22 protein-coding genes are annotated in these 21,477 nt (G+C 57.0%); 11 read left to right on the top strand and 11 right to left on the bottom strand.

Annotated features, from left to right (window positions below):
• Nucleotides 1–29: 29 nt before the first annotated feature.
• The 3 genes from ABLU96_RS06380 to ABLU96_RS06370 all read right to left on the bottom strand — a co-directional run bounded on the left by ABLU96_RS06380 (nucleotide 30) and on the right by ABLU96_RS06370 (nucleotide 2,241).
• Entirely contained in the window at nucleotides 30–638 is a 609-nt protein-coding gene (locus tag ABLU96_RS06380; protein WP_014227226.1) for a glutathione S-transferase, read from the bottom strand.
• A 91-nt stretch (nucleotides 639–729) separates the two neighbouring features.
• Complete coding sequence (locus tag ABLU96_RS06375; RefSeq protein WP_064406450.1) at nucleotides 730–1,866, bottom strand: HlyD family secretion protein; 1,137 nt, start codon at nucleotides 1,864–1,866, stop codon at nucleotides 730–732.
• A 3-nt stretch (nucleotides 1,867–1,869) separates the two neighbouring features.
• Nucleotides 1,870–2,241 carry a DUF3302 domain-containing protein gene (locus ABLU96_RS06370; RefSeq protein ID WP_004855444.1) on the bottom strand — a complete coding sequence of 124 codons (372 nt, stop codon included), beginning with the start codon at nucleotides 2,239–2,241 and terminating at the stop codon, nucleotides 1,870–1,872.
• A gap of 535 nt (nucleotides 2,242–2,776) precedes the next feature.
• On the opposite strand from ABLU96_RS06370, the gene mtlA reads away from it, so the two are divergent.
• The 3 genes from mtlA (at nucleotide 2,777) to mtlR (ending at nucleotide 6,556) form a co-directional block, all read left to right on the top strand.
• Nucleotides 2,777–4,687, top strand: coding sequence for a PTS mannitol transporter subunit IICBA (gene mtlA, locus ABLU96_RS06365; RefSeq protein ID WP_348862397.1), 1,911 nt, complete (start codon nucleotides 2,777–2,779; stop codon nucleotides 4,685–4,687).
• A gap of 127 nt (nucleotides 4,688–4,814) precedes the next feature.
• The gene (gene mtlD, locus ABLU96_RS06360; RefSeq protein WP_064406448.1) at nucleotides 4,815–5,963 is read left to right on the top strand and encodes a mannitol-1-phosphate 5-dehydrogenase; all 1,149 of its coding nucleotides are present in this window, start codon (nucleotides 4,815–4,817) and stop codon (nucleotides 5,961–5,963) included.
• A complete protein-coding gene (gene mtlR / locus ABLU96_RS06355) occupies nucleotides 5,960–6,556 on the top strand; it encodes a mannitol operon repressor MtlR (protein WP_014227228.1) in 597 nt (198 codons plus the stop codon). The genes mtlD and mtlR overlap by 4 nt, the downstream gene beginning before the upstream one ends.
• Here the strand turns inward: mtlR and ABLU96_RS06350 are convergent.
• Nucleotides 6,545–6,769 carry a hypothetical protein gene (locus tag ABLU96_RS06350; RefSeq protein WP_004855451.1) on the bottom strand — a complete coding sequence of 75 codons (225 nt, stop codon included), beginning with the start codon at nucleotides 6,767–6,769 and terminating at the stop codon, nucleotides 6,545–6,547. The two genes, mtlR and ABLU96_RS06350, sit on opposite strands and share 12 nt — an antisense overlap.
• Nucleotides 6,770–7,044: 275 nt before the next feature.
• Between ABLU96_RS06350 and ABLU96_RS06345 the strand changes: the two genes are divergently transcribed.
• From ABLU96_RS06345 to trmL, 5 genes are all read left to right on the top strand, one after another.
• Nucleotides 7,045–7,407, top strand: coding sequence for a YibL family ribosome-associated protein (locus ABLU96_RS06345; RefSeq protein ID WP_014227229.1), 363 nt, complete (start codon nucleotides 7,045–7,047; stop codon nucleotides 7,405–7,407).
• A 468-nt stretch (nucleotides 7,408–7,875) separates the two neighbouring features.
• Nucleotides 7,876–9,531: an L-lactate permease gene (gene lldP / locus ABLU96_RS06340; RefSeq protein WP_014227230.1), complete on the top strand. Its 1,656-nt coding sequence runs from the start codon at nucleotides 7,876–7,878 to the stop codon at nucleotides 9,529–9,531.
• Complete coding sequence (gene lldR / locus ABLU96_RS06335) at nucleotides 9,528–10,301, top strand: transcriptional regulator LldR (protein ID WP_064406446.1); 774 nt, start codon at nucleotides 9,528–9,530, stop codon at nucleotides 10,299–10,301. The genes lldP and lldR overlap by 4 nt, the downstream gene beginning before the upstream one ends.
• Nucleotides 10,301–11,536 carry an FMN-dependent L-lactate dehydrogenase LldD gene (gene lldD, locus ABLU96_RS06330; RefSeq protein WP_025106767.1) on the top strand — a complete coding sequence of 412 codons (1,236 nt, stop codon included), beginning with the start codon at nucleotides 10,301–10,303 and terminating at the stop codon, nucleotides 11,534–11,536. Before lldR ends, lldD begins: the two co-directional genes overlap by 1 nt.
• A 126-nt stretch (nucleotides 11,537–11,662) precedes the next feature.
• Nucleotides 11,663–12,136, top strand: a complete 474-nt coding sequence (trmL, locus tag ABLU96_RS06325) for a tRNA (uridine(34)/cytosine(34)/5-carboxymethylaminomethyluridine(34)-2'-O)-methyltransferase TrmL (RefSeq protein ID WP_014227233.1) — start codon at nucleotides 11,663–11,665, stop codon at nucleotides 12,134–12,136.
• Between the two features lie 104 nt (nucleotides 12,137–12,240).
• Here trmL and cysE read toward each other — a convergent pair whose 3' ends face one another.
• From cysE to ABLU96_RS06300, 5 genes are all read right to left on the bottom strand, one after another.
• A complete protein-coding gene (gene cysE / locus ABLU96_RS06320) occupies nucleotides 12,241–13,062 on the bottom strand; it encodes a serine O-acetyltransferase (protein ID WP_004106845.1) in 822 nt (273 codons plus the stop codon).
• Nucleotides 13,063–13,142: 80 nt separating this feature from the next.
• Complete coding sequence (gene gpsA, locus ABLU96_RS06315) at nucleotides 13,143–14,159, bottom strand: NAD(P)H-dependent glycerol-3-phosphate dehydrogenase (protein WP_004855462.1); 1,017 nt, start codon at nucleotides 14,157–14,159, stop codon at nucleotides 13,143–13,145.
• Entirely contained in the window at nucleotides 14,159–14,626 is a 468-nt protein-coding gene (gene secB / locus ABLU96_RS06310; protein WP_004106849.1) for a protein-export chaperone SecB, read from the bottom strand. The genes gpsA and secB overlap by 1 nt, the downstream gene beginning before the upstream one ends.
• Before the next feature lie 59 nt (nucleotides 14,627–14,685).
• Nucleotides 14,686–14,937 carry a glutaredoxin 3 gene (grxC, locus tag ABLU96_RS06305; RefSeq protein ID WP_004106850.1) on the bottom strand — a complete coding sequence of 84 codons (252 nt, stop codon included), beginning with the start codon at nucleotides 14,935–14,937 and terminating at the stop codon, nucleotides 14,686–14,688.
• Between the two features lie 111 nt (nucleotides 14,938–15,048).
• Nucleotides 15,049–15,480, bottom strand: coding sequence for a rhodanese-like domain-containing protein (locus ABLU96_RS06300; RefSeq protein WP_004126582.1), 432 nt, complete (start codon nucleotides 15,478–15,480; stop codon nucleotides 15,049–15,051).
• A gap of 245 nt (nucleotides 15,481–15,725) precedes the next feature.
• On the opposite strand from ABLU96_RS06300, the gene gpmM reads away from it, so the two are divergent.
• The 3 genes from gpmM to ABLU96_RS06285 are packed head-to-tail and all read left to right on the top strand — an operon-like array spanning nucleotide 15,726 to nucleotide 19,490.
• Nucleotides 15,726–17,270 (top strand): 2,3-bisphosphoglycerate-independent phosphoglycerate mutase, encoded by a 1,545-nt coding sequence (gene gpmM / locus ABLU96_RS06295; protein WP_014227235.1) that lies wholly within the window; start codon nucleotides 15,726–15,728, stop codon nucleotides 17,268–17,270.
• 9 nt (nucleotides 17,271–17,279) lie between these two features.
• Complete coding sequence (gene envC / locus ABLU96_RS06290; RefSeq protein ID WP_233933053.1) at nucleotides 17,280–18,551, top strand: murein hydrolase activator EnvC; 1,272 nt, start codon at nucleotides 17,280–17,282, stop codon at nucleotides 18,549–18,551.
• A gap of 3 nt (nucleotides 18,552–18,554) precedes the next feature.
• On the top strand, nucleotides 18,555–19,490 hold the full coding sequence (locus tag ABLU96_RS06285; protein ID WP_048262728.1) for a divergent polysaccharide deacetylase family protein: 936 nt from the start codon (nucleotides 18,555–18,557) through the stop codon (nucleotides 19,488–19,490).
• On the opposite strand, the gene ABLU96_RS06280 is transcribed toward ABLU96_RS06285, so the two are convergent.
• Nucleotides 19,487–20,284 (bottom strand): glycosyltransferase family 2 protein, encoded by a 798-nt coding sequence (locus ABLU96_RS06280; protein ID WP_048262731.1) that lies wholly within the window; start codon nucleotides 20,282–20,284, stop codon nucleotides 19,487–19,489. The genes ABLU96_RS06285 and ABLU96_RS06280 overlap by 4 nt on opposite strands.
• 161 nt (nucleotides 20,285–20,445) lie before the next feature.
• Nucleotides 20,446–21,471 (bottom strand): L-threonine 3-dehydrogenase, encoded by a 1,026-nt coding sequence (gene tdh, locus ABLU96_RS06275; RefSeq protein WP_004855475.1) that lies wholly within the window; start codon nucleotides 21,469–21,471, stop codon nucleotides 20,446–20,448.
• Nucleotides 21,472–21,477 lie beyond the last annotated feature (6 nt).

Here is a 21,477-nt window from a genome sequence, read left to right as displayed (position 1 = left end):
CTCCGCGCAAAAACTGTTACCTGTCTGGGTCAACTCACCGGCGGTTCAGTGCGCGCAAAGCTGGCGCGTTGAAAGAGAGAATCCACCAGGCGCACCAGCTTCGGTCGGGTGGCGCACCAGCCCGGCGCGACGCGGCGGAAATTGAGATAAGCAATGGCGCAGGCTGCGGAAATGGTTGCCAGATTGACCTCATCAGGACGTAATGTCCCGTCACTGGCATACCCTTCCAGCGCATCAAGCCCGCGCGCAATTTTTTCACGCTGGCGCAGCAGTTCGCTTTCCGACTGCTGGGCCGCCGGGCGCGTTTTCTCCCGTACCAGCGTTTGCGCAGCCTCCATCACGCCATCAGCCAGCGCTTCAATTTGACGCAATTTCAGCGCAGCCTTCGGCGCCGCAGGCAACATATCCGGCGCGATGCCGAGCAGCTCCAGATATTGCGCAATAATGGGCGAGTCGTACCAGCATTCACCGTCGTCGGTGACCAGCGCGGGGACTTTTCCCAGCGGATTGTACTGCGCCACGCCGTTGGTCTCGTGGTAAGGGAATTCGTTGACGAACTCGAAGGGAATCGCTTTTTCCAGCAGTATGACGGAAATTTTGCGCACAAAGGGACTGGTGTAGCTGCCGATCAGTTTCATTGCCTGCTCCTTTCGCCAACAAAGTAGTAAGTATGGCGCAGGCGCAGGCAAATAGCAGAGAGAGAAATCACCTCATGCCGGACCGACCCCGCTAATGGTCCAGATAGAGATAGTGCATCCAGCTGGTCATCCGCAGCAGCACCTTGCGCATCACCGAAACGTGGGTGAAATGATCGGAGTAGACCGCCACCTGGGCGTAAATGCCGTCAGGCAGGGCGTCTACGGCGGCATCGGGCTCCAGCTCAATGGTCGCCAGCACGCCGTCGGTGCCCGGCGTCACCGTCAGCGCCTGCAGCGTGCCCTGCGCCTGGTATGTTCCCCCTGGTACGACTGGCAGGATGCTCACCAGCTTGCCGCGAAAGACCTGTCCCGGCAGCGCGTTGAACACCGCTTCAGCATCGTCGCCCTTCTCCAGCCTGAGCAGCGAATTTTGCCGGAACTGCGCCACAATCAGCCGTTTTTGCTGGGGGATAAAGACCATCACCGGACGCAGCGGCAGCGAGGCGGCATAGGTCCCAGGACGAATTAACACCTGGGTGATATAGCCATCGCTGGGCGCGCGCACGGTCGTCTGATCGAGGTTATATTTCGCCTCCGCCAGCTGCGCGCGCAGGCTTACCACCTGCGACTGTTCGCCGTTTATCATGCTGTCGAGCTGGCCCTGAATTTGCGCCTGCTCCGCCACCGATCCTTTCACCATCGCATCCTGGGCGAGGTAGTTTTGCCGGGCATTATCGATATCGCTTTCCGAAAACGGATTGACCCGCGCCTGGCTTCCTTTCAGGTAGCGCTGATAATCCTTATACAGACGGTCGCGCTCCGCCGAAACGCGCGTGGTGTTGGCCTGAGCCTCAGAAAGCTGGGCTTTAAGGGTATTGATACTGTGCAGCGCGGTAACAAGGTCGGCCTGTAGCCGGTCCACCCGCGCCTGATAACGCACCGGATCGATGGTAAACAGCACCTCGCCCTTTTTAACCCGTTGATTTGCTTTATCCGTGACGCTGCTGACCACTCCGGTAACCTGCGGCGTAATAGGAATAGAAATAACCGCTTTTTGCGCGGTAAAGGTATACGGATGGTTGTAGTTCATTAATAAGATAAGCGCGCTAACAATAAATACGCCGCCCAGCGCCGCGGTGGGAACCGTCCATTTATTTACCGGGATCTTAAATATTTTAAATATCGACCAGGCAATCGCCACATAGGTCAAAATAATCAGCAGATCCATGAGTTATTTCTCCACCGAAGGAGGTTGAGCTGACGGTCTGAGACCGGTTATTTGCTGCTCAAGCGCGATAACCCGCTGGCGCAGTTCGCTGATGTCGTCCCCCTCTTCCGCCGCCTCAGACGGCGTCTCGTCCCGCCGATGCTGCATGCCCCAGCCGCGTTCTGGCCGGTAAAGCGTGGCCCAAATCCATAAAAACGGCCAAATGACGTGCAGCGTAAAAAGGCTCACCCAGCCCGCGACGTGAATCGCATCGGCATGCGGGTGATTACGTTTCTTCGCGATCAGGTAAGGAATATCATGGAGAATGATGATTCCATAAAAAATCACCAGAAATACAAAGATCAGAACGCCGAGCGCAAAATAATTGAGAAACATAATTTCCTCGGATTTACGCTAATTATTTTCAGGATGTGTGCCGGGCCGGATCAAAAAAGGGCCGACAAAATGAGCATAATTCACCCGTATCATTTTCGCCATTGACGACTAAAATGTTCTTTAAGCGATTGCGTTGCTGAGTGACGTATCAGCAAGCGGAACGCGGCATAACCTGCGCGAGATCACACCGGGCTAAATCCTGGTGAAAATATTTTGTGACGAACATCACAAACAAATAACAAAACGTCAAAGTAAATTTGTGATTTTCATCACATAAAAATGCATTATCCCCCCTTAAAACCCGGTCTGTTGTTTTTTTACACATCCATTTTGTGATGGAGATCACTACAAAAGACCATCATCGCCCTATATTCATGTGATCCAAATCACATAAAAATCCACCGACTGGACAGCTTAACGATTCAGTGCCAGATTTCGCACTATCACTCAGGGCCCGGCTACCTCTGCCGCCTTATTAACAACAAGCCTCGGGCTTTCAGCCTGCCGATAGCAAAAACAGAAGAAGGGGTGTTTTATGTCATCCGATATCAAGATCAAAGTGCAAAGCTTTGGTCGTTTCCTCAGCAATATGGTGATGCCAAATATCGGCGCGTTTATCGCGTGGGGTATTATCACCGCACTATTCATTCCGACAGGATGGTTACCGAACGAAACGCTGGCGAAGCTGGTCGGTCCGATGATCACCTATCTGCTGCCGCTGCTGATCGGTTATACCGGCGGTAAGCTGGTTGGCGGCGAGCGCGGCGGCGTGGTCGGCGCGATTACCACCATGGGCGTTATCGTCGGCGCGGATATGCCGATGTTCCTCGGCTCCATGATCGCCGGTCCGCTGGGCGGCTGGGCAATTAAAAAATTCGACGTCTGGGTAGACGGTAAGATCAAATCCGGTTTTGAGATGCTGGTGAATAACTTCTCCGCGGGCATCATCGGTATGATCCTCGCCATTCTGGCGTTCCTCGGCATTGGCCCGGCGGTTGAAGTCCTGTCGAAAATTCTGGCCGCAGGCGTTAACTTCATGGTGGCGCACGAGATGCTGCCGCTGACCTCTATCTTTGTTGAACCGGCGAAAATCCTGTTCCTCAACAACGCCATTAACCACGGTATTTTCTCGCCGCTGGGTATTCAGCAATCCCACGAGCTGGGCAAATCCATCTTCTTCCTGATTGAAGCTAACCCGGGTCCGGGGATGGGCGTCCTGCTGGCGTATATGTTCTTCGGCCGCGGCAGCGCGAAACAGTCTGCAGGCGGTGCGGCAATCATCCACTTCCTCGGCGGTATTCACGAGATTTACTTCCCGTACGTGCTGATGAACCCGCGTCTGATTCTGGCCGTTATCCTCGGCGGGATGACCGGCGTATTCACCCTGACTATCCTCAACGGCGGGCTGGTCTCTCCGGCTTCTCCGGGTTCTATCCTCGCCGTGCTGGCGATGACGCCGAAAGGCGCTTACTTTGCTAACATCGCGGCGATTATTGCGGCGATGGCCGTCTCCTTCGTGGTCGCAGCCGTGCTGCTGAAAACCAGCAAAGTTAAAGAAGAAGATGATATCGAAGCCGCGACCCGTCGCATGCAGGATATGAAAGCGCAGTCCAAAGGCGGCGCCACGCCGCTGGCCGCTGGCGATGTCGCGAACGACCTGAGCCACGTGCGTAAAATCATCGTCGCCTGCGACGCAGGTATGGGCTCCAGCGCGATGGGCGCAGGCGTGCTGCGTAAAAAAGTGCAGGATGCCGGGCTGAGCAACATCTCCGTGACTAACAGTGCGATCAACAACCTGCCGCCGGATGTTGACCTGGTCATCACCCACCGCGACCTGACCGAGCGTGCGATGCGTCAGGTGCCGCAGGCGCAGCATATTTCGCTGACCAACTTCCTCGACAGCGGCCTGTACACCAGCCTGACCGAACGTCTGGTTTCGGCGCAGCGCCACACGGATAACGAAGAGAAAGTCCGCGACAGCCTGAAAGACAGCTTCGATGCGTCTGACACCAATCTGTTCAAACTCGGCGCGGAAAACATCTTCCTCGGTCGTAAAGCCGCGACCAAAGAAGAAGCGATTCTGTTTGCCGGCGAGCAGCTGGTGAAAGGCGGCTACGTTGAGCCGGAATACGTCCAGGCGATGCTGGACCGTGAAAAGCTGACCTCCACCTATCTGGGTGAGTCCATCGCGGTCCCGCACGGCACTATCGAAGCCAAAGATCGCGTTCTGAAAACCGGCATCGTCTTCTGCCAATACCCGGAAGGCGTACGCTTCGGCGAAGAAGAGGACGAGGTGGCTCGCCTGGTTATCGGTATTGCCGCGCGTAATAACGAACATATCCAGGTGATTACCAGCCTGACCAACGCGCTGGACGATGAATCGGTCATTGAGCGTCTGGCAAAAACCACCAGCGTTGAAGAAGTTCTGACGCTGCTGAAAGCGTAATCCGTCACCCGGCGGTGCGCCGGGCAACGCCCCCCTCTCTCCTTACGCGTGGGGAGAGAGGGTTGGGGTGAGGGAAACGCCTGACCCCAGCCCTCTCAGGTAAAAACATTAATTGAAGGTTAATACTATGAAAGCATTACATTTTGGCGCAGGTAATATCGGTCGTGGCTTTATCGGCAAACTGCTGGCGGACGCGGGGATACAGCTGACGTTTGCGGATGTAAATCAGGTCGTGCTCGATGCCCTGAATGCCCGTCATAGCTACCAGGTTCACGTGGTCGGCGAGAATGAGCAGGTCGATACCGTTTCCGGCGTTGATGCCGTCAGCAGCATCGGCGACGAAGTTGTAGAGCTGATTGCCAGCGTGGATCTGGTGACCACCGCCGTCGGCCCGGTCGTGCTGGAACGCATCGCCCCGGCGATTGCCAAAGGTCTGGCCAAACGTAAGGCGCAGGGGATTACCGCCCCGCTGAATATCATCGCCTGCGAGAACATGGTCCGCGGCACCACCCAGCTGAAGGGTCACGTTTTTAACGCCCTCGCCGAAGAAGACAAAGCCTGGGTTGAAGCCAACGTCGGCTTCGTTGATTCCGCCGTTGACCGCATCGTTCCGCCGTCGGCTTCCGCCACTCACGATCCGCTGGAAGTCACCGTGGAAACCTTCAGCGAGTGGATTGTCGATAAGACCCAGTTCAAAGGCGAACTGCCGAACATCCTAGGTATGGAATTAACCGATAACCTGATGGCATTTGTCGAACGTAAGCTATTCACCTTAAACACCGGACATGCTATAACCGCCTACCTCGGAAAACTGGCGGGTCATCAGACGATTCGCGACGCGATTCTTGATGAGCACATTCGCGCCGTGGTCAAAGGCGCCATGGAAGAGAGCGGCGCAGTGCTGATCAAACGCTATGCCTTTGATGCGCAAAAGCACGCCGCTTACATCCAGAAAATTATCGGTCGTTTTGAGAACCCGTATCTGAAGGATGACGTTGAGCGCGTTGGCCGCCAGCCGCTGCGCAAACTGAGCGCGGGCGACCGCTTAATTAAGCCGCTGCTCGGTACGCTGGAATACGGCCTTCCGCACCGGAATCTGGTGAAAGGGATCGCCGCTGCCATGCACTTCCGCAGCGAAGAAGACCCGCAGGCGCAGGAACTGGCGGCGCTGATTGCCGAGAAAGGCCCACAGGCCGCGCTGGCGCAGATTTCGGGTCTGGACGCAGCAAGCGAGGTGGTGGCGGAAGCCGTTAACGACTATAACGCCACCAAATGAGGCAAGACCTGGCGCGGTCCGAACCGCGCCCATTACTCATGTCAGATATGCAGGCAATAATGGAAGAAACACAGGCATTTGAAAACCGTGTGCTTGAACGTCTGAATGCTGGCAAAACCGTAAGAAGCTTCCTGATCGCCACCGTTGAACTGCTGACGGAAGCGGTCAATATTCTGGTGCTTCAGGTATTCCGTAAAGACGACTACGCGGTGAAATACGCAGTGGAGCCGTTGCTGGACGGCGACGGGCCGCTTGGCGACCTTTCTGTACGCCTGAAGCTGATTTACGGCCTTGGGGTGATTAGCCGCGCCGAATATGAAGACGCTGAACTGCTGATGGCCCTGCGCGAAGAGCTGAATCACGACGGTAATGAGTATAGCTTTACCGACGATGAGATCCTCGGACCGTTTGGCGAGCTGCACTGCGTCGCCGCCCTGCCGCCCACGCCGCAATTTGATGAGAGCGATGCTGAACTGCTGGCAATGCAAAAGCTGCGCTACCAGCAGGTCGTACGTTCCACAATGATGCTATCTCTGACCGAGCTGATTTCTAAAATCAGCTTAAAAAAAGCCTTTCAAAAATCAACGCTCTGATTCTGGCTCTTGCTGGTCGCACGTCGGCCGATAAAGCTGACGATAATACTCAAGACGCCGCAGAAATAGCGCTTCTTTATCTGCCGGGATATCCGGCGGTATATGCTGCAAACGCGGAGATTTTTTTAGATATTCCATAAAAGCCTGACTTGAAGCCATAAAATCTACGGCTTTATCAATAATGCGCGGTACGCTGTCGCCTATTTTCGCCATCACGCTCTCCTCTTTTGGGGGAATGATCCTATTAAGGATTAGCCAAAAACAGGGTTTCAGATGAGGAAAACGTGCTGAATGGCCGTCAGGCTTCACAGAAATGAATATTCGCCAACTCTGGGTTAAAATAATTTTTATGTTCAATAAGTTATAATATGCCGCTGCGGTTGTTATGAGCAAAAAACGGCGACGTTTTGATAAATAACTACCCACAACCCAAGCGACAGCACATACTATAGTCTGATAACGCCCCTTTCTTAATAGATTAAGCCACCATGAAAGAAGTCGAAAAAAACGAAATTAAACGTCTGAGCGATCGTCTTGACGCTATCCATCATCAGCAGGCCGACCTGTCCCTGGTCGACGCCGCAGAAAAATACGCCGAGCTGGAAAAAGAGAAAGCCACCATTGAGACGGAACTCGTTCGCCTGCGTGAGGTTCAGGGCCAGAAGCTGAGCAAAGAAGCGCAAAAGCTGATGAGCATGCCGCATCGCCGCGCCATCACCAAAAAAGAGCAGGCCGATATGGGTAAGCTCAAGAAAAGCGTACGCGGTCTGGTTGTTGTCCACCCGATGACCGCGCTGGGCCGCGAAATGGGCCTCAAAGAGATGACCGGCTTCTCAAAAACCGCGTTCTGATATCTTCATCCCGTGAATCTCCCGGCTCGCGCTACGCTTAGCCGGGCTACGGGTTCACTGCCCTCTGCGAGAGGGTAGCCCGGACAGATGCACAGCATCGTCTCCGGGAAATTCAGCTACTCTGCACTCTGCTCCCCGGTCGCGGCTAACGCCTTACCGGGGCTACGGGTTCACCGCCGTCTGCGGGCCGGTAGCCCGGACAGATGCGCAGCATCGCCTCCGGGACAGGCTCTGTTTCAAACGTCATTCCCCACTAATTGGCCCTACCAATGTTTTCTTAAATCGTCCAATGGTTCACATATCCATCATTTTTCGTCACAGACATATTGCTCATCAATAACATTTGATTAACCATTCGTTGTCGTTAATCCTACAATCGCAATTTGGCTGGGCCAATTTTACAAATGATGTGACCTGCTAAGAGCGCAAGACTCAGCACGGCATCATAACGGCCCGATGGAGACCTGCATGAACCTCTGGCAACAAAATTACGATCCGGCCGGCAACATCTGGCTATCGAGTCTTATCGCATCGCTACCGATTCTGTTTTTCTTTTTTGCCCTGATAAAGCTCAAGCTGAAAGGGTACGTTGCCGCGACCTGGACCGTGCTCATTGCGCTCTCCGTCGCTCTGCTGTTCTACAAAATGCCGGTTGACCACGCGCTGGCCTCCGTCATCTACGGCTTCTTCTACGGCCTGTGGCCAATCGCGTGGATTATTATCGCTGCGGTCTTCGTCTATAAAATCTCGGTGAAAACCGGGCAGTTCGACATTATCCGCTCATCGATTTTGTCGATTACCCCGGATCAGCGTCTGCAAATGCTGATTGTCGGTTTCTCCTTCGGCGCGTTCCTCGAAGGGGCCGCCGGTTTTGGCGCGCCGGTCGCCATCACCGCAGCGCTGCTGGTGGGGCTCGGCTTTAACCCGCTGTATGCGGCGGGCCTGTGTCTGATTGTTAACACCGCGCCGGTCGCGTTTGGCGCGATGGGCATTCCGATTCTGGTAGCCGGACAGGTGACGGGCCTCGACAGCTTCGAAATCGGCCAGATGGTTGGCCGTCAGCTGCCGTTCCTGACCATCATCGTCCTGTTCTGGATCATGGCGATTATGGACGGCTGGCGCGGCATTAAAGAGACCTGGCCTGCGGTCATGGTCGCCGGCGGCTCCTTTGCTATCGCTCAGTACCTCAGCTCTAACTTCCTCGGCCCGGAGCTGCCGGACATTATCTCTTCGCTGGTATCGCTGGTCTGTCTGACGCTGTTCCTCAAACGCTGGCAGCCGGTACGCATCTTCCGCTTCGGCGATATGGGCGCATCGCAGGTCGATATGAACCTGGCCCGCACGCATTACACGCCGGGACAGGTGATTCGCGCCTGGTCGCCGTTCCTGTTTCTGACCGCGACGGTGACCCTGTGGAGTGTGCCGCCGTTCAAAGCGCTCTTCGCCCCCGGCGGCGCGATGTACGATTTTGTGATTAATATTTCCGTGCCGTTCCTCGACAAGATGGTGGCCCGCATGCCGCCGGTGGTTAGCGAAGCCACGCCGTACGCCGCGGTCTATAAGTTTGACTGGCTCTCCGCCACCGGCACCGCCATCCTGTTCGCCGCGCTGCTTTCCATCGTCTGGCTGCGCATGAAGCCGAAAGACGCGATCTCGACCTTTGGCAGCACGCTGAAAGAGCTGGCGCTGCCGATTTACTCCATCGGCATGGTGCTGGCGTTCGCCTTTATTTCCAACTATTCCGGTCTATCCTCAACGCTGGCGCTTGCGCTGGCGCACACCGGTCATGCGTTTACCTTCTTCTCGCCGTTCCTCGGCTGGCTGGGGGTATTTCTGACCGGTTCGGATACCTCGTCTAACGCGCTGTTTGCCGCGCTGCAGGCTACGGCGGCCCAGCAGATTGGCGTCTCCGATATCCTGCTGGTCGCAGCAAACACCACCGGCGGCGTGACCGGGAAAATGATCTCTCCGCAGTCTATCGCCATCGCCTGTGCGGCGGTCGGTCTGGTAGGTAAGGAGTCCGATCTGTTCCGTTTTACCGTCAAACACAGCCTGATTTTCACCTGTATGGTCGGCGTTATCACCACGCTGCAGGCATATGTCTTAACCTGGATGATCCCGTGATAGTGATGCCAAAACGCCTTGCCGACGACGTCGCCCGTCGCGTGCGGGCGCTGATTGAAGAACAAAAGCTGGAGGCGGGCATGCGATTGCCCGCCGAACGTCAGCTGGCGGCGCTGCTGGGCGTATCGCGCAATTCGCTGCGCGAAGCGCTGGCGATGCTGGTCAACGAAGGGGTGCTGCTCAGCCGTCGCGGCGGCGGCACCTTTGTGCGCTGGCAGCACGAAGCGTGGTCGGAGCAAAACATCGTTCAACCGCTGAAGACGCTGCTCTCCGACGACCCCGATTACAGCTTTGACATCCTCGAAGCCCGTCACGCCATCGAAGCCAGTACCGCCTGGCATGCGGCGATGCGGGCAACCGATGCCGAAAAAGAGAAAATCCGCCTCTGCTTTGAAGCCACCCAAAGCGAAGACCCTGACCTGGCCTCGCAGGCCGATGTCCGCTTCCATCTGGCGATCGCCGAAGCGTCGCACAACGTGGTGCTGCTGCAAACCATGCGCGGTTTTTTTGACCTTTTACAGTCCTCAGTCAAGGAGAGCCGCCAGCGGATGTATCTCGTCCCGCCGGTCTTCGCTCGCCTGACCGAACAGCACCAGGCGGTCATGGAGGCGATTATCGCCGGTGACCCGGAAGGTGCCAGACAGGCGATGATGGCCCATTTGGGCTTTGTTCACGCCACCATCAAACGCTTTGATGAAGACCAGGCCCGCCAGGCGCGAATTACCCGCCTGCCCGGTGACCATAACGAAAATTCCAGGGAGAACTTGTGATGATTATTTCCGCCGCCAGCGACTACCGCGCCGCCGCACAGCGTATCCTGCCACCGTTCCTGTTCCACTATATCGACGGCGGCGCTTACGCCGAGCACACCCTGCGCCGCAACGTTGAGGACCTGTCCGACGTCGCGCTCCGCCAGCGCATTCTGCGCAATATGTCGGACCTGAGCCTGGAAACCACCTTATTCAACGAAAAGCTGGCGATGCCAACGGCGCTGGCGCCGGTGGGGCTGTGCGGGATGTACGCCCGCCGCGGTGAAGTGCAGGCCGCCGGCGCGGCGGATGAAAAAGGTATTCCGTTTACCCTCTCTACCGTTTCCGTCTGCCCGATTGAAGAGGTCGCCCCGACCATTAAGCGCCCGATGTGGTTCCAGCTGTACGTCCTGCGCGACCGCGGTTTTATGCGCAATGCGCTGGAGCGGGCGAAGGCGGCGGGCTGTTCAACGCTGGTCTTTACCGTCGATATGCCGACCCCCGGCGCGCGCTATCGCGATGCTCACTCCGGGATGAGCGGCCCGAACGCGGCAATGCGCCGCTACTGGCAGGCGGTGACCCATCCGCAGTGGGCATGGGACGTCGGGTTAAACGGCCGTCCGCACGATTTGGGCAACATCTCCGCCTACCTCGGCAAGCCGACCGGTCTGGAGGATTATATCGGCTGGCTGGCGAATAACTTCGATCCTTCGATTTCCTGGAAAGACCTTGAGTGGATCCGCGACTTTTGGGACGGTCCGATGGTGATCAAGGGGATCCTCGATCCGGAAGACGCCCGCGATGCGGTGCGCTTCGGCGCTGACGGGATCGTGGTTTCCAACCACGGCGGCCGCCAGCTCGACGGCGTGCTCTCTTCCGCTCGCGCCCTGCCCGCGATTGCCGACGCGGTTAAAGGCGATATCACAATTCTTGCCGACAGCGGTATTCGCAACGGCCTTGATGTGGTGCGGATGATTGCCCTCGGCGCCGATAGCGTGCTGCTGGGCCGCGCTTATCTGTATGCGCTGGCCACGCACGGCAAACAGGGCGTCGCCAATCTGCTGAACCTGATAGAGAAAGAGATGAAGGTGGCGATGACGCTGACCGGCGCGAAAACCATCGGCGAAATCAGCCGTGAATCTTTAGTCCAGAACGCCGATGCGCTGCGGACCTTTGATGCGATCAAAGCAGGAAACGCGGCGGTTATCCCTGACCCTCTCCCACAGGGAGAGGGAACCGTCCGGCAGGCGGGTTAACGTCCTCATCAGGCCATCCGGCTCACAGGCCGGCGCCGGTTTTCTCCCGCTCTCTTTCCGGGAGAGGAGCAGGGTGAGGGTTAACCAAATATCTGCTATTCTGCCCCCCGCAATTAAGGGGGCAGCATGCTTAACATCGTCTTATTCGAACCAGAAATCCCGCCAAATACCGGGAATATCATCCGCCTGTGCGCCAACACCGGCTTCAATCTGCATATTATCGAACCCATGGGTTTTGCCTGGGACGATAAGCGTCTTCGCCGCGCAGGTCTGGATTACCACGAGTTTGCTGCCGTCCAGCGCCATGGTGATTACGCCGCCTTTATTGAAAGCGCAAAGCCGCAGCGCCTGTTCGCCCTGACGACCAAAGGCACGCCGGCGCACAGCGCGGTAAGCTATCAGGACGGCGATTTTCTGCTGTTTGGCCCGGAAACCCGCGGACTGCCGGGCAGCATTCTTGATGCTCTGCCGGCAGAACAAAAAATCCGTATTCCGATGATGCCGGACAGCCGCAGCATGAACCTGTCAAATGCGGTGTCGGTGGTGGTCTATGAAGCCTGGCGCCAGCTGGGCTATCCCGGCGCGGTGCTGCGCAGCTGAGCTCGCTTTCTCCCGGAGGCGGCGCGTAGCGCCTGTCCGGGCTACCAGACAGCGCTCGGTTTTGTAGCCCGGACAGATGCGCAGCATCGCCTCCGGGAAATCAATCAAATACCGTCGCCGTACTCGAAGGTATGGTGTATGCCGTTAAAGTGCTGATCCATATCCATCGCGGGCTTATCGCTCTCCGGCTTGCCCACAATGCGGGCGGGAACGCCTGCGGCGGTAGTATGCGGCGGCACCGGCTGTAGCACCACCGAACCCGCGCCGATTTTTGCCCCGCGTCCAACTTCGATATTGCCGAGGATTTTCGCCCCGGCGCCAATCATCACCCCTTCGCGAATTTTCGGATGACGATCGCCGCTGGTTTTACCGGTACCGCCCAGGGTCACGGATTGCAGAATCGATACGTCGTCTTCAATCACCGCCGTTTCGCCGACGACGATGCCGGTGGCGTGGTCCAGCATGATCCCGCGGCCAATCTTCGCCGCCGGGTGGATATCCACCTGGAACGATACGGAAACCTGATTTTGCAGGAAGATCGCCAGCGCCCGACGCCCCTGATTCCACAGCCAGTGGCCGATACGATAGGCCTGCAGCGCGTGGAATCCTTTCAGATAGAGCAGCGGGGTGGAGTATTTATCCACCGCCGGGTCGCGCGTTCGCACCGCCTGAATATCGCAGGCGGCGGAGGCAATCATTTCCGGGTCGGCGGCGTAGGCCTCTTCCACCACTTCACGAATCGCGATGGCGGGCATGATCGGAGAAGCCAGTTTATTCGCCAGCATATAGCTCAGGGCGCTGCCGAGATTTTCGTGCTTGAGTAGCGTGGCGTGGTAAAAACTGGCGAGCATTGGCTCACAGTCAGCTAAAGCCCGAGCTTCGGCTTTAATATTATTCCAGACGATATCCAGTTCTTCACACGGCATTGCTGACTCCAGACGATATAATAATGACCGGCCAGTTCTTTGCTGGCCGGGTCATTCAGGTGATCCAGGTTCCATCGCAGTTAGTTGCTACGCTCGTCCTTGCGTGCACGACCTAATAAGGTCAATGCTGCCTCGCGCGCAATTTTTCCGCAATACAATACCTGATAAATTTCCTCGGTTATTGGCATTTCGACGCCTAAACGCTGCGCCAGAACGCGAACCTCTTTGGTATTGCGATAGCCTTCAACCACCTGGCCAATCTTCTCCTGCGCGCTTTGCACATCCATGCCCTGACCGAGCATCATGCCGAAGCGGCGGTTACGCGACTGGTTATCGGTGCAGGTGAGCACCAGATCGCCTAAGCCCGCCATCCCCATAAAGGTCTCCGGATCGGCGCCCAGGGCCTCCCCGAGGCGCGACATCTCAACCAGCCCGCGGGTAATCAGCGCGGTACGCGCGTTGGCGCCAAAGCCAATGCCGTCAGACATGCCGGCGCCGATAGCGATGACGTTTTTCACCGCCCCGCCGAGCTGCACGCCGATAAAGTCCGGGTTGATATAGACGCGGAAGCTCTTGCCGCAGTGCAGCAGGCTTTGCAAATCGTCAGCGAACTGCGGATCCGTCGACGCCAGCGAGATCGCCGTCGGCAGGCCTGCCGCCAGCTCTTTCGCGAAGGTCGGGCCGGAAATCACCGCCAGGGGGATAGCGTCGCCCAGCGCTTCACGGGCCACGTCCTGCAGCAGGCGCCCGGTTTCCGCTTCCAGACCTTTCGTCGCCCATACCAGGCGAGCGTCGGGGCGCATCAGCGGTTTAATCTGCCGCAGCACCTGGCCGAAAACGTGGCTCGGCACGACGACGAGGATATCGCGGCTGGCCGCCAGCGCGGTCGCCAGATCGCTTTCCAGATGCAGCGTGTCGGGGAAAGGAACGTCAGGAAGAAATGCGGCGTTGCAGCGGTCGTGCTGCAGCGTCGCAATATGTTTCGGGTCATGGCCCCACAGCACAACGTGGTGGCCATTTCTTGCCAGGGTGATGGCAAGAGCGGTGCCGTAAGAGCCGGCACCGATCACAGTCATTGCAGCGTTAAGCGCGTTCATCAGGCATCCTGATGTTGTTCAGCACCTTCGCCAGCCTGCTGCTGCAGATAGTTCATAAACAGCGCATCGAAGTTCACTGGCGCAAGGTTCAGTTGCGGGAAGGTGCCGCGGGAAACCAGGCTGGTGATGCACTCACGCGCGTACGGGAACAGAATGTTCGGGCAGTATGCGCCGAGGCAGTGCGCCATCTGGGTGCCGTCGATGCCTTCGATGGAGAAAATACCGCCCTGCTGTACTTCGCACAGGAATGCGGTTTCTTCGCCCAGAGAGGCGGTTACGGTCACGCGCAGCACCACTTCATACACGCCTTCAGCCAGCTGGCTGGAAGCGGTATCCAGATCAAGTTTAACTTCCGGCTGCCAATCTTTCTGGAAAACTTGCGGCGCGTTCGGCGCTTCAAAAGAAATATCTTTGGTGTAGATGCGCTGAATCTGGAAAGTCATTTCGGTGCTGTTTTGTTCTGACATAGTAAAACCCTTTCGTGTTGTCCTTAAGTACGCCCGTCCAATGGGGATGAGCGCAAAAATTAGCGCAGGAGGGGATCGAGTCCACCACGTGAATCAAGCGCGTACAAGTCGTCACAGCCGCCAATGTGCTGCGCATCAATAAAAATCTGCGGAACCGTCGTTCGACCGCTGCGCTGAATCATCTCTTCACGCTTCGCAGCATCGCCATCGATAGGCAACTCGTTGAACGTCACGCCCTTGCTGTTCAGCAGCGCTTTTGCACGTACGCAGAACGGGCAGGTCGCTTTGGTATAGATATCAATATTGGCCATGACTTCACTCCTGTTTTTACCCCCGAGAGTTTTACGCCGCAGGCGTTGTTTTCCCGCTGACGAATAGCCGCCGCAGGGAAAACCGCGCTACGCCATAAAGACGCGGGTAAATTATTTACCGCGTACCAGCGGAAGGTTCTCGCCGCTCCAGCCAGCGATGCCTTCTTTCAGTACGAAGACCTTTTCAAAACCGGCTTTGTTCAGCGCGCTGGCGGGTTCTTGCGCCTGCATACCTGAGCCGTCTACCACTATAATGGGTTGTGCTTTGTGCTTTTCCAACTCGCCGACGTTATTTGCTTTGATATCGCTCGGCAGCAGGTTAATAGAACCCGCAATGTGGCCTTTACGGAAATCGTCACGCTGACGCAGATCGACAACCACGGCATCTTCTTTGTTGATCAGGCGCGTCGCTTCACCGCGGGTGATGACTTTAACTTTCGACATCAGCCCTTTAAAGGTGGTGAACAGCACCGCCACCAGCAGCGCGACCCACGCGATGCTCAGGACGGGGTGACGGCTGATGAATTGCATAATTTCTTGCATGGGGGGTTACAACTCCCGACTAAGTGATAAAAAAACCAGGGAAGGAGTATACCTGTGCATTGCGGCAAATACAGCCAGTGAGCGCGATGTAATGTATTTTCTGCGGCCCGTCACGAAAAAAAACCGCTCTCGCCGCGGCAATGCGCTCTGGCCGCCCTCTTTCTTTGATCTTTTACGGTGATTTGATCGATTCAGCTGTAGTAAAATTACGCAAATTTTCTGTCTTTGAGCATGAGGTTGTCGCAATGTCGGTTTCTAAAAAACCTATGGTACTGGTCATTCTGGATGGCTATGGCTACCGTGAAGACCAGCAGGATAACGCTATTTACAGCGCCAAAACCCCTGTTATGGACGCACTGTGGGCGAAACGTCCGCATACCCTGATTGATGCTTCAGGCCTGGAAGTCGGTCTGCCGGATCGTCAAATGGGCAACTCCGAAGTGGGCCACGTCAACCTCGGCGCGGGCCGTATCGTGTATCAGGATCTCACCCGCCTGGACGTTGAAATCAAAGAACGTACCTTCTTCGCCAACCCGGTACTGACCGGCGCGGTCGATAAAGCCGTTGCCGCAGGCAAAGCCGTGCATATCATGGGCCTGATGTCTCCGGGCGGCGTCCACAGCCACGAAGACCACATCATGGCGATGGTTGAGCTGGCAGCCGAACGCGGCGCGGATAAAATCTATCTGCACGCCTTCCTCGACGGCCGCGATACTCCGCCGCGCAGCGCTGAAAAGACGCTGGCGAAATTCGAAGACAAATTTGCCGCGCTGGGCAAAGGCCGCGTTGCCTCGATCGTTGGCCGCTACTACGCCATGGACCGCGACAACCGTTGGGACCGCGTTGAGCAGGCTTACGATCTGATGACCCTGGCAAAAGGCGAGTTCCAGGCCGATACCGCCGTTGCGGGCCTGCAGGCCGCTTATGCGCGCGATGAAAACGATGAGTTCGTGAAAGCGACCGTTATTCGCGCTGAAGGCCAGGCCGATGCGGCGATGGAAGACGGCGATGCGCTGATTTTCATGAACTTCCGCGCCGACCGCGCGCGCGAAATTACCCGCGCCTTCGTTAACGCCGATTTCGACGGCTTCGCCCGTAAGAAAGTGGTAAACCTCGATTTCGTCATGCTAACCGAATACGCCGCGGACATTAAAGTCGCCTGCGCTTATCCGCCGGCATCTCTGGTGAACACCTTCGGCGAATGGATGGCGAAGAACGACAAAACCCAGCTGCGCATCTCCGAAACTGAAAAATACGCTCACGTGACCTTCTTCTTCAACGGCGGCGTTGAAGAGCCGTTCAAAGGCGAAGAGCGCATTCTGATCAATTCACCGAAGGTCGCCACCTACGATCTGCAGCCGGAAATGAGCTCCGCTGAGCTGACCGAAAAACTGGTTGCCGCCATCAAGGGCGGTCAGTTCGACACCATCATCTGTAACTACCCGAATGGCGATATGGTTGGCCACACCGGCGTAATGGAAGCCGCCGTTAAAGCGGTCGAAGCGCTGGATGACTGCATCGACCAGGTGAGCAAAGCCGTTGAATCCGTTGGCGGACAGCTGCTGATCACCGCAGACCACGGCAACGCCGAGCAGATGCGCGATCCGGCCACCGGCCAGGCGCACACCGCGCACACCAACCTGCCGGTTCCGCTGATTTACGTTGGCGATAAAAACGTCAAAGCGGTCAACGGCGGCAAACTTTCCGACATCGCGCCGACCATGCTGACGCTGATGGGAATGGAAATCCCGCAAGAGATGACTGGCAAGCCGCTGTTCATCGTGGAATAATCCTTCCCCATGAGGGGAAAGGCGACGTATTCAACTACATGGATCGCAACGGCAGTTCGATCCGTCTTTTACGCCAGCGCGCTTAGCGCTGGCGTATTGCTGTGCGCCGCATCTGCTCACGCCGACGATCGCGACCAGCTTAAATCCATTCAGGCCGATATCGCCGCTAAACAGCGGGCGATTAAGCAACAGCAGCAGCAGCGCGCTTCCCTGGTCGCCCAGCTAAAAGCGCAGGAGGAGGCCATCTCCGCCGCCGCGCGCAAGCTGCGCGAAACCCAGGAAACGCTGAACCAGCTGAATAAGCAGATCGACGAAATGAACGCCGCGCTGGCCAAGCTGGAGCGTCAGCGCGCCTCGCAGGAGCGTAACCTTTCCGCGCAGCTCGACGCCGCGTTTCGTCAGGGGCCGCATACCGGCATCCAGATGATCCTCAGCGGCGAAGAGGGGCAGCGTAATCAGCGCCTGCAGGCCTACTTTGGCTATCTGAACCAGGCGCGCCAGGAAACCATCGCCCAGCTGAAGAAAACCCGCGAAGACGTGGCGGTGCAAAAATCGATGCTGGAAGAGAAACAGAGCCAGCAGCAAACCCTGGTGTACGAACAGCGCGCCCAGCAGAGCAAGCTGGAGCAGGCGCGCAACGAACGTAAAAAGACCCTCGCCAGCCTGGAATCCTCCATTCAGCAAGGCCAGCAGCAGCTCAGCGAGATGCGGGCTAACGAATCACGCCTGCGCGGCCGTATCGCCCAGGCGGCGGCGGCGGCCAAAGCGCGGGCGGATCGCGAAGCCCGCGAAGCGCAGGATGTGCGCGATCGCCAGCAGGAAGCCTCGCGTAAAGGCACCACCTACAAACCTACCGAAAGCGAACGCTCGCTGATGTCCCGCACCAGCGGACTTGGCTCACCGCGCGGCCAGGCATTCTGGCCGGTTCGCGGCTCAATTCTCCATCGCTATGGCGAACAGCTGCAAGGTGAACTACGTTGGAAGGGGATGGTTATCGCTGCGTCTGAAGGCACCGAGGTCAAAGCCGTTGCCGATGGTCGGGTTATTCTCGCCGACTGGCTGCAGGGCTATGGTCTGGTGGTGGTCGTTGAACACGGCAAAGGCGACATGAGTCTTTACGGCTATAACCAAAGCGCGCTGGTCAGCGTCGGCACTCAGGTCCGGGCGGGCCAGCCGATCGCTCTCGTAGGCAGCAGCGGCGGTCAGGGCCGTCCGTCGCTCTATTTCGAAATTCGCCGCCAGGGTCAGGCGGTCAATCCACAGCCGTGGTTGGGAAGATAAGTTTTGCTTCAATTTCGCAGAATTGCACTCGCGGTAACCGGTACGCTGGTTATGGCGTCGCCGGTATTTGCCGGCAAACTCTCCATTGTTATCGACGACTTTGGCTATCGTCCACAAACGGAAAACCAGGTGCTGGCGCTGCCAGCGACGATCTCCGTTGCCGTCCTTCCTAATGCGCCCCACGCCCGAGAAATGGCGACCAAAGCGCATAATCTCGGCCACGAGGTGCTCATCCACCTGCCAATGGCGCCGCTCAGCAAACAGCCGCTGGAAAAAGACACCCTCCGCCCGGATATGAACAGCAGCGAGATAGAGCGCATTATCCGTGAAGCCTACGGTAAGGTTCCGTACGCCGTGGGGCTGAATAACCATATGGGCAGCGCCATGACGTCGAATCTCTTCGGCATGCAGAAGGTGATGCAGGCGCTCGAGCGCTACAATCTCTACTTCCTCGATAGCGTCACCATCGGCAATACCCAGGCCATGCGCGCGGCGCAGGGCACCGGCGTAAAGGTGATTAAGCGTAAGGTTTTCCTCGACGATACCCAAAACGAAGCGGATATCCGCTATCAGTTCAACCGCGCTATCGCTTTGGCGCGGCGCAACGGTTCCGCCATTGCTATCGGCCACCCGCACCCGACGACGGTGCGCGTGCTGCAGCAGATGGTGTATAACCTGCCGCCGGATATCACTCTGGTTCGCCCGAGCAGCCTGCTCAACGAGCCGCAGGTGGATACCTCAACGCCGAACACCGCGCCGCCGTCCGTTCAGCCGTCGCGCAATCCGTTCCGCGGCGTGAAACAGTGCAAATCTAAGCGTCCGCCGGAGCCGGTCAACGCCAGCCGCTTCTTTACCATTCTGAGCGAAAGCATCACTCAGAGCACGCTGGTGCAGTATTACCAGCTGAAGTGGCAGGGCTGGGATAAGCCTACCAACTAAATCGTCCGGGAGTCCGTGTGCTTATCCGCCGCGGATTCCGGCTTGTCCTGATGGGCATACCAGGCTTTAAAGTATTTAAGAAAGCTGTAAAAGGTCGCGTAAAGCCCGGTGACCACGCCAACCTTGCCCTTTCGCCACGCTCCGCTGAACAGATACCACTTAAAGAAAGCGCCAATCGCGCTGATCGCTCCGCGCGCAAGAGACGGCCTGATTTTCTGGTGTTTAACCAGCCGCGTGGTGTAGCTATTGAGCTTACTAAACACTTCATGCAGGGAGTAGAAGGTATCGTGGCGCACGAATCCCGGTAGCCGGGCAGAGTGCGTAAAGCCAACCACCTGATCGTCTACCGGCCGATCGTTGAACCTAGCGACGGAGCGGTTAAACAAGCGAACCGGGAAATCCGGCGATGATACCGGATAAATGGTGCGCACCTCTTCACCCAGCACGAACCAGTAGCGCGGCAGACGCCATGCGCAGGCGGGGTCCGGCTCATCGCCGGCCTTGAGCGCCAGAATTGCCGCCACCACCTCGTCGTCAAGGATCTCATCGCTGTCCACACACAGCACCCAGTCGTGGCGGGCCAGAGAGGTCGCATAATTCATCTGCGTACCGTGAGCGGTATAAGGATGATGGTGAACGGAGAGACCGAACTGTTGGCAAATCTGCAGCGTAGCATCCGTACTGCCTGAATCGATGACGATAAATTCATCAGCCACCCTGAGCAGCGGCGGTAATACCTCCCGTAATAAGCGAGATGAATTACAGGTCAATAAGCATACAGAAAGTTTAAGCATAATCTTTATAGGGTTAAACCATGGTTAAACTGACTGTATAAACGAATAGGCGAGAAAGCGATTTAGAAAAAGTGCGGAGTGGATTAAGTATCACAAAATTGTAGGATAACTCTCAAAAAAGCGCCCGTGGGCGCTTTTTTACCATCCTGACCGGGGCGGAATTAATCCCAGCTGAGAATGACTTTGCCAGACTGGCCGGAGCGCATCGCGTCAAAGCCCTGCTGGAAATCATCAATGCCAAAGCGGTGGGTGATGATCGGCGACAGATCGAGCCCGGACTGGATGAGCGCGGCCATCTTGTACCAGGTTTCGAACATTTCGCGACCATAAATCCCTTTGATAAACAGCCCCTTGAAAATCACCTTGGTCCAGTCGATAGACATATCCGATGGCGGAATACCCAGCATGGCAATACGCCCGCCGTGGTTCATGGTATCGAGCATGGTGCGAAACGCCGGCGGCGCGCCGGACATCTCCAGACCCACGTCGAAACCCTCGGTCATGCCCAGCTCGGCCATCACATCGTTAAGGTTCTCTTTCGCCACGTTCACCGCCCGGGTGACGCCCATTTTGCGCGCCAGCTCCAGGCGATATTCGTTAACATCGGTAATCACGACGTTGCGCGCGCCAACGTGTTTCGCCACCGCGGCGGCCATCACGCCAATCGGGCCGGCGCCGGAAACCAGCACATCTTCACCGACGAGGTCGAATGAAAGCGCGGTATGCACGGCGTTGCCAAACGGATCGAAAATCGACGCCAGATCGTCAGAGATATTGTCGGGGATTTTAAAGGCGTTAAACGCCGGGATCACCAGATATTCGGCAAAACAGCCCGGACGGTTGACGCCGACGCCCGTCGTATTGCGGCACAGATGCGTACGCCCGGCGCGGCAGTTACGGCAGTGGCCGCAGGTGATATGCCCTTCGCCGGAAACGCGGTCGCCCAGCTTAAAGCCGCGAACTTCCTGACCGATACCCACCACTTCGCCGACGTATTCATGCCCCACCACCATCGGAACCGGAATGGTCTTTTGCGACCACTCGTCCCAGTTGTAGATATGCACGTCGGTACCGCAAATCGCGGTCTTGCGAATTTTAATCAGCAGATCGTTGTGGCCGACTTCCGGTTCCGGTACGTCGGTCATCCAGATGCCTTCTTCCGCCTTCAGTTTGGATAACGCTTTCATCTCACA

Origin of the sequence: Klebsiella sp. CN_Kp106 (assembly GCF_040064575.1) — a bacterium.
GTDB lineage: Bacteria > Pseudomonadota > Gammaproteobacteria > Enterobacterales > Enterobacteriaceae > Klebsiella > Klebsiella michiganensis.
The sequence above is the reverse complement of the archived record's forward strand: the minus strand, read 5'-3'. Positions and strand labels throughout refer to the sequence as shown.

Bases quoted from the DNA above. Each gene is read 5' to 3' on its own strand.
- ABLU96_RS06380 (WP_014227226.1), bottom strand. From the start codon at position 638: ATGAAACTGATCGGCAGCTACACCAGTCCCTTTGTGCGCAAAATTTCC.
- ABLU96_RS06375 (WP_064406450.1), bottom strand. From the start codon at position 1,866: ATGGATCTGCTGATTATTTTGACCTATGTGGCGATTGCCTGGTCGATA.
- ABLU96_RS06370 (WP_004855444.1), bottom strand. From the start codon at position 2,241: ATGTTTCTCAATTATTTTGCGCTCGGCGTTCTGATCTTTGTATTTCTG.
- mtlA (WP_348862397.1), top strand. From the start codon at position 2,777: ATGTCATCCGATATCAAGATCAAAGTGCAAAGCTTTGGTCGTTTCCTC.
- mtlD (WP_064406448.1), top strand. From the start codon at position 4,815: ATGAAAGCATTACATTTTGGCGCAGGTAATATCGGTCGTGGCTTTATC.
- mtlR (WP_014227228.1), top strand. From the start codon at position 5,960: ATGAGGCAAGACCTGGCGCGGTCCGAACCGCGCCCATTACTCATGTCA.
- ABLU96_RS06350 (WP_004855451.1), bottom strand. From the start codon at position 6,769: ATGGCGAAAATAGGCGACAGCGTACCGCGCATTATTGATAAAGCCGTA.
- ABLU96_RS06345 (WP_014227229.1), top strand. From the start codon at position 7,045: ATGAAAGAAGTCGAAAAAAACGAAATTAAACGTCTGAGCGATCGTCTT.
- lldP (WP_014227230.1), top strand. From the start codon at position 7,876: ATGAACCTCTGGCAACAAAATTACGATCCGGCCGGCAACATCTGGCTA.
- lldD (WP_025106767.1), top strand. From the start codon at position 10,301: ATGATTATTTCCGCCGCCAGCGACTACCGCGCCGCCGCACAGCGTATC.
- trmL (WP_014227233.1), top strand. From the start codon at position 11,663: ATGCTTAACATCGTCTTATTCGAACCAGAAATCCCGCCAAATACCGGG.
- cysE (WP_004106845.1), bottom strand. From the start codon at position 13,062: ATGCCGTGTGAAGAACTGGATATCGTCTGGAATAATATTAAAGCCGAA.
- gpsA (WP_004855462.1), bottom strand. From the start codon at position 14,159: ATGAACGCGCTTAACGCTGCAATGACTGTGATCGGTGCCGGCTCTTAC.
- secB (WP_004106849.1), bottom strand. From the start codon at position 14,626: ATGTCAGAACAAAACAGCACCGAAATGACTTTCCAGATTCAGCGCATC.
- grxC (WP_004106850.1), bottom strand. From the start codon at position 14,937: ATGGCCAATATTGATATCTATACCAAAGCGACCTGCCCGTTCTGCGTA.
- ABLU96_RS06300 (WP_004126582.1), bottom strand. From the start codon at position 15,480: ATGCAAGAAATTATGCAATTCATCAGCCGTCACCCCGTCCTGAGCATC.
- gpmM (WP_014227235.1), top strand. From the start codon at position 15,726: ATGTCGGTTTCTAAAAAACCTATGGTACTGGTCATTCTGGATGGCTAT.
- envC (WP_233933053.1), top strand. From the start codon at position 17,280: ATGAGGGGAAAGGCGACGTATTCAACTACATGGATCGCAACGGCAGTT.
- ABLU96_RS06280 (WP_048262731.1), bottom strand. From the start codon at position 20,284: ATGCTTAAACTTTCTGTATGCTTATTGACCTGTAATTCATCTCGCTTA.
- tdh (WP_004855475.1), bottom strand. From the start codon at position 21,471: ATGAAAGCGTTATCCAAACTGAAGGCGGAAGAAGGCATCTGGATGACC.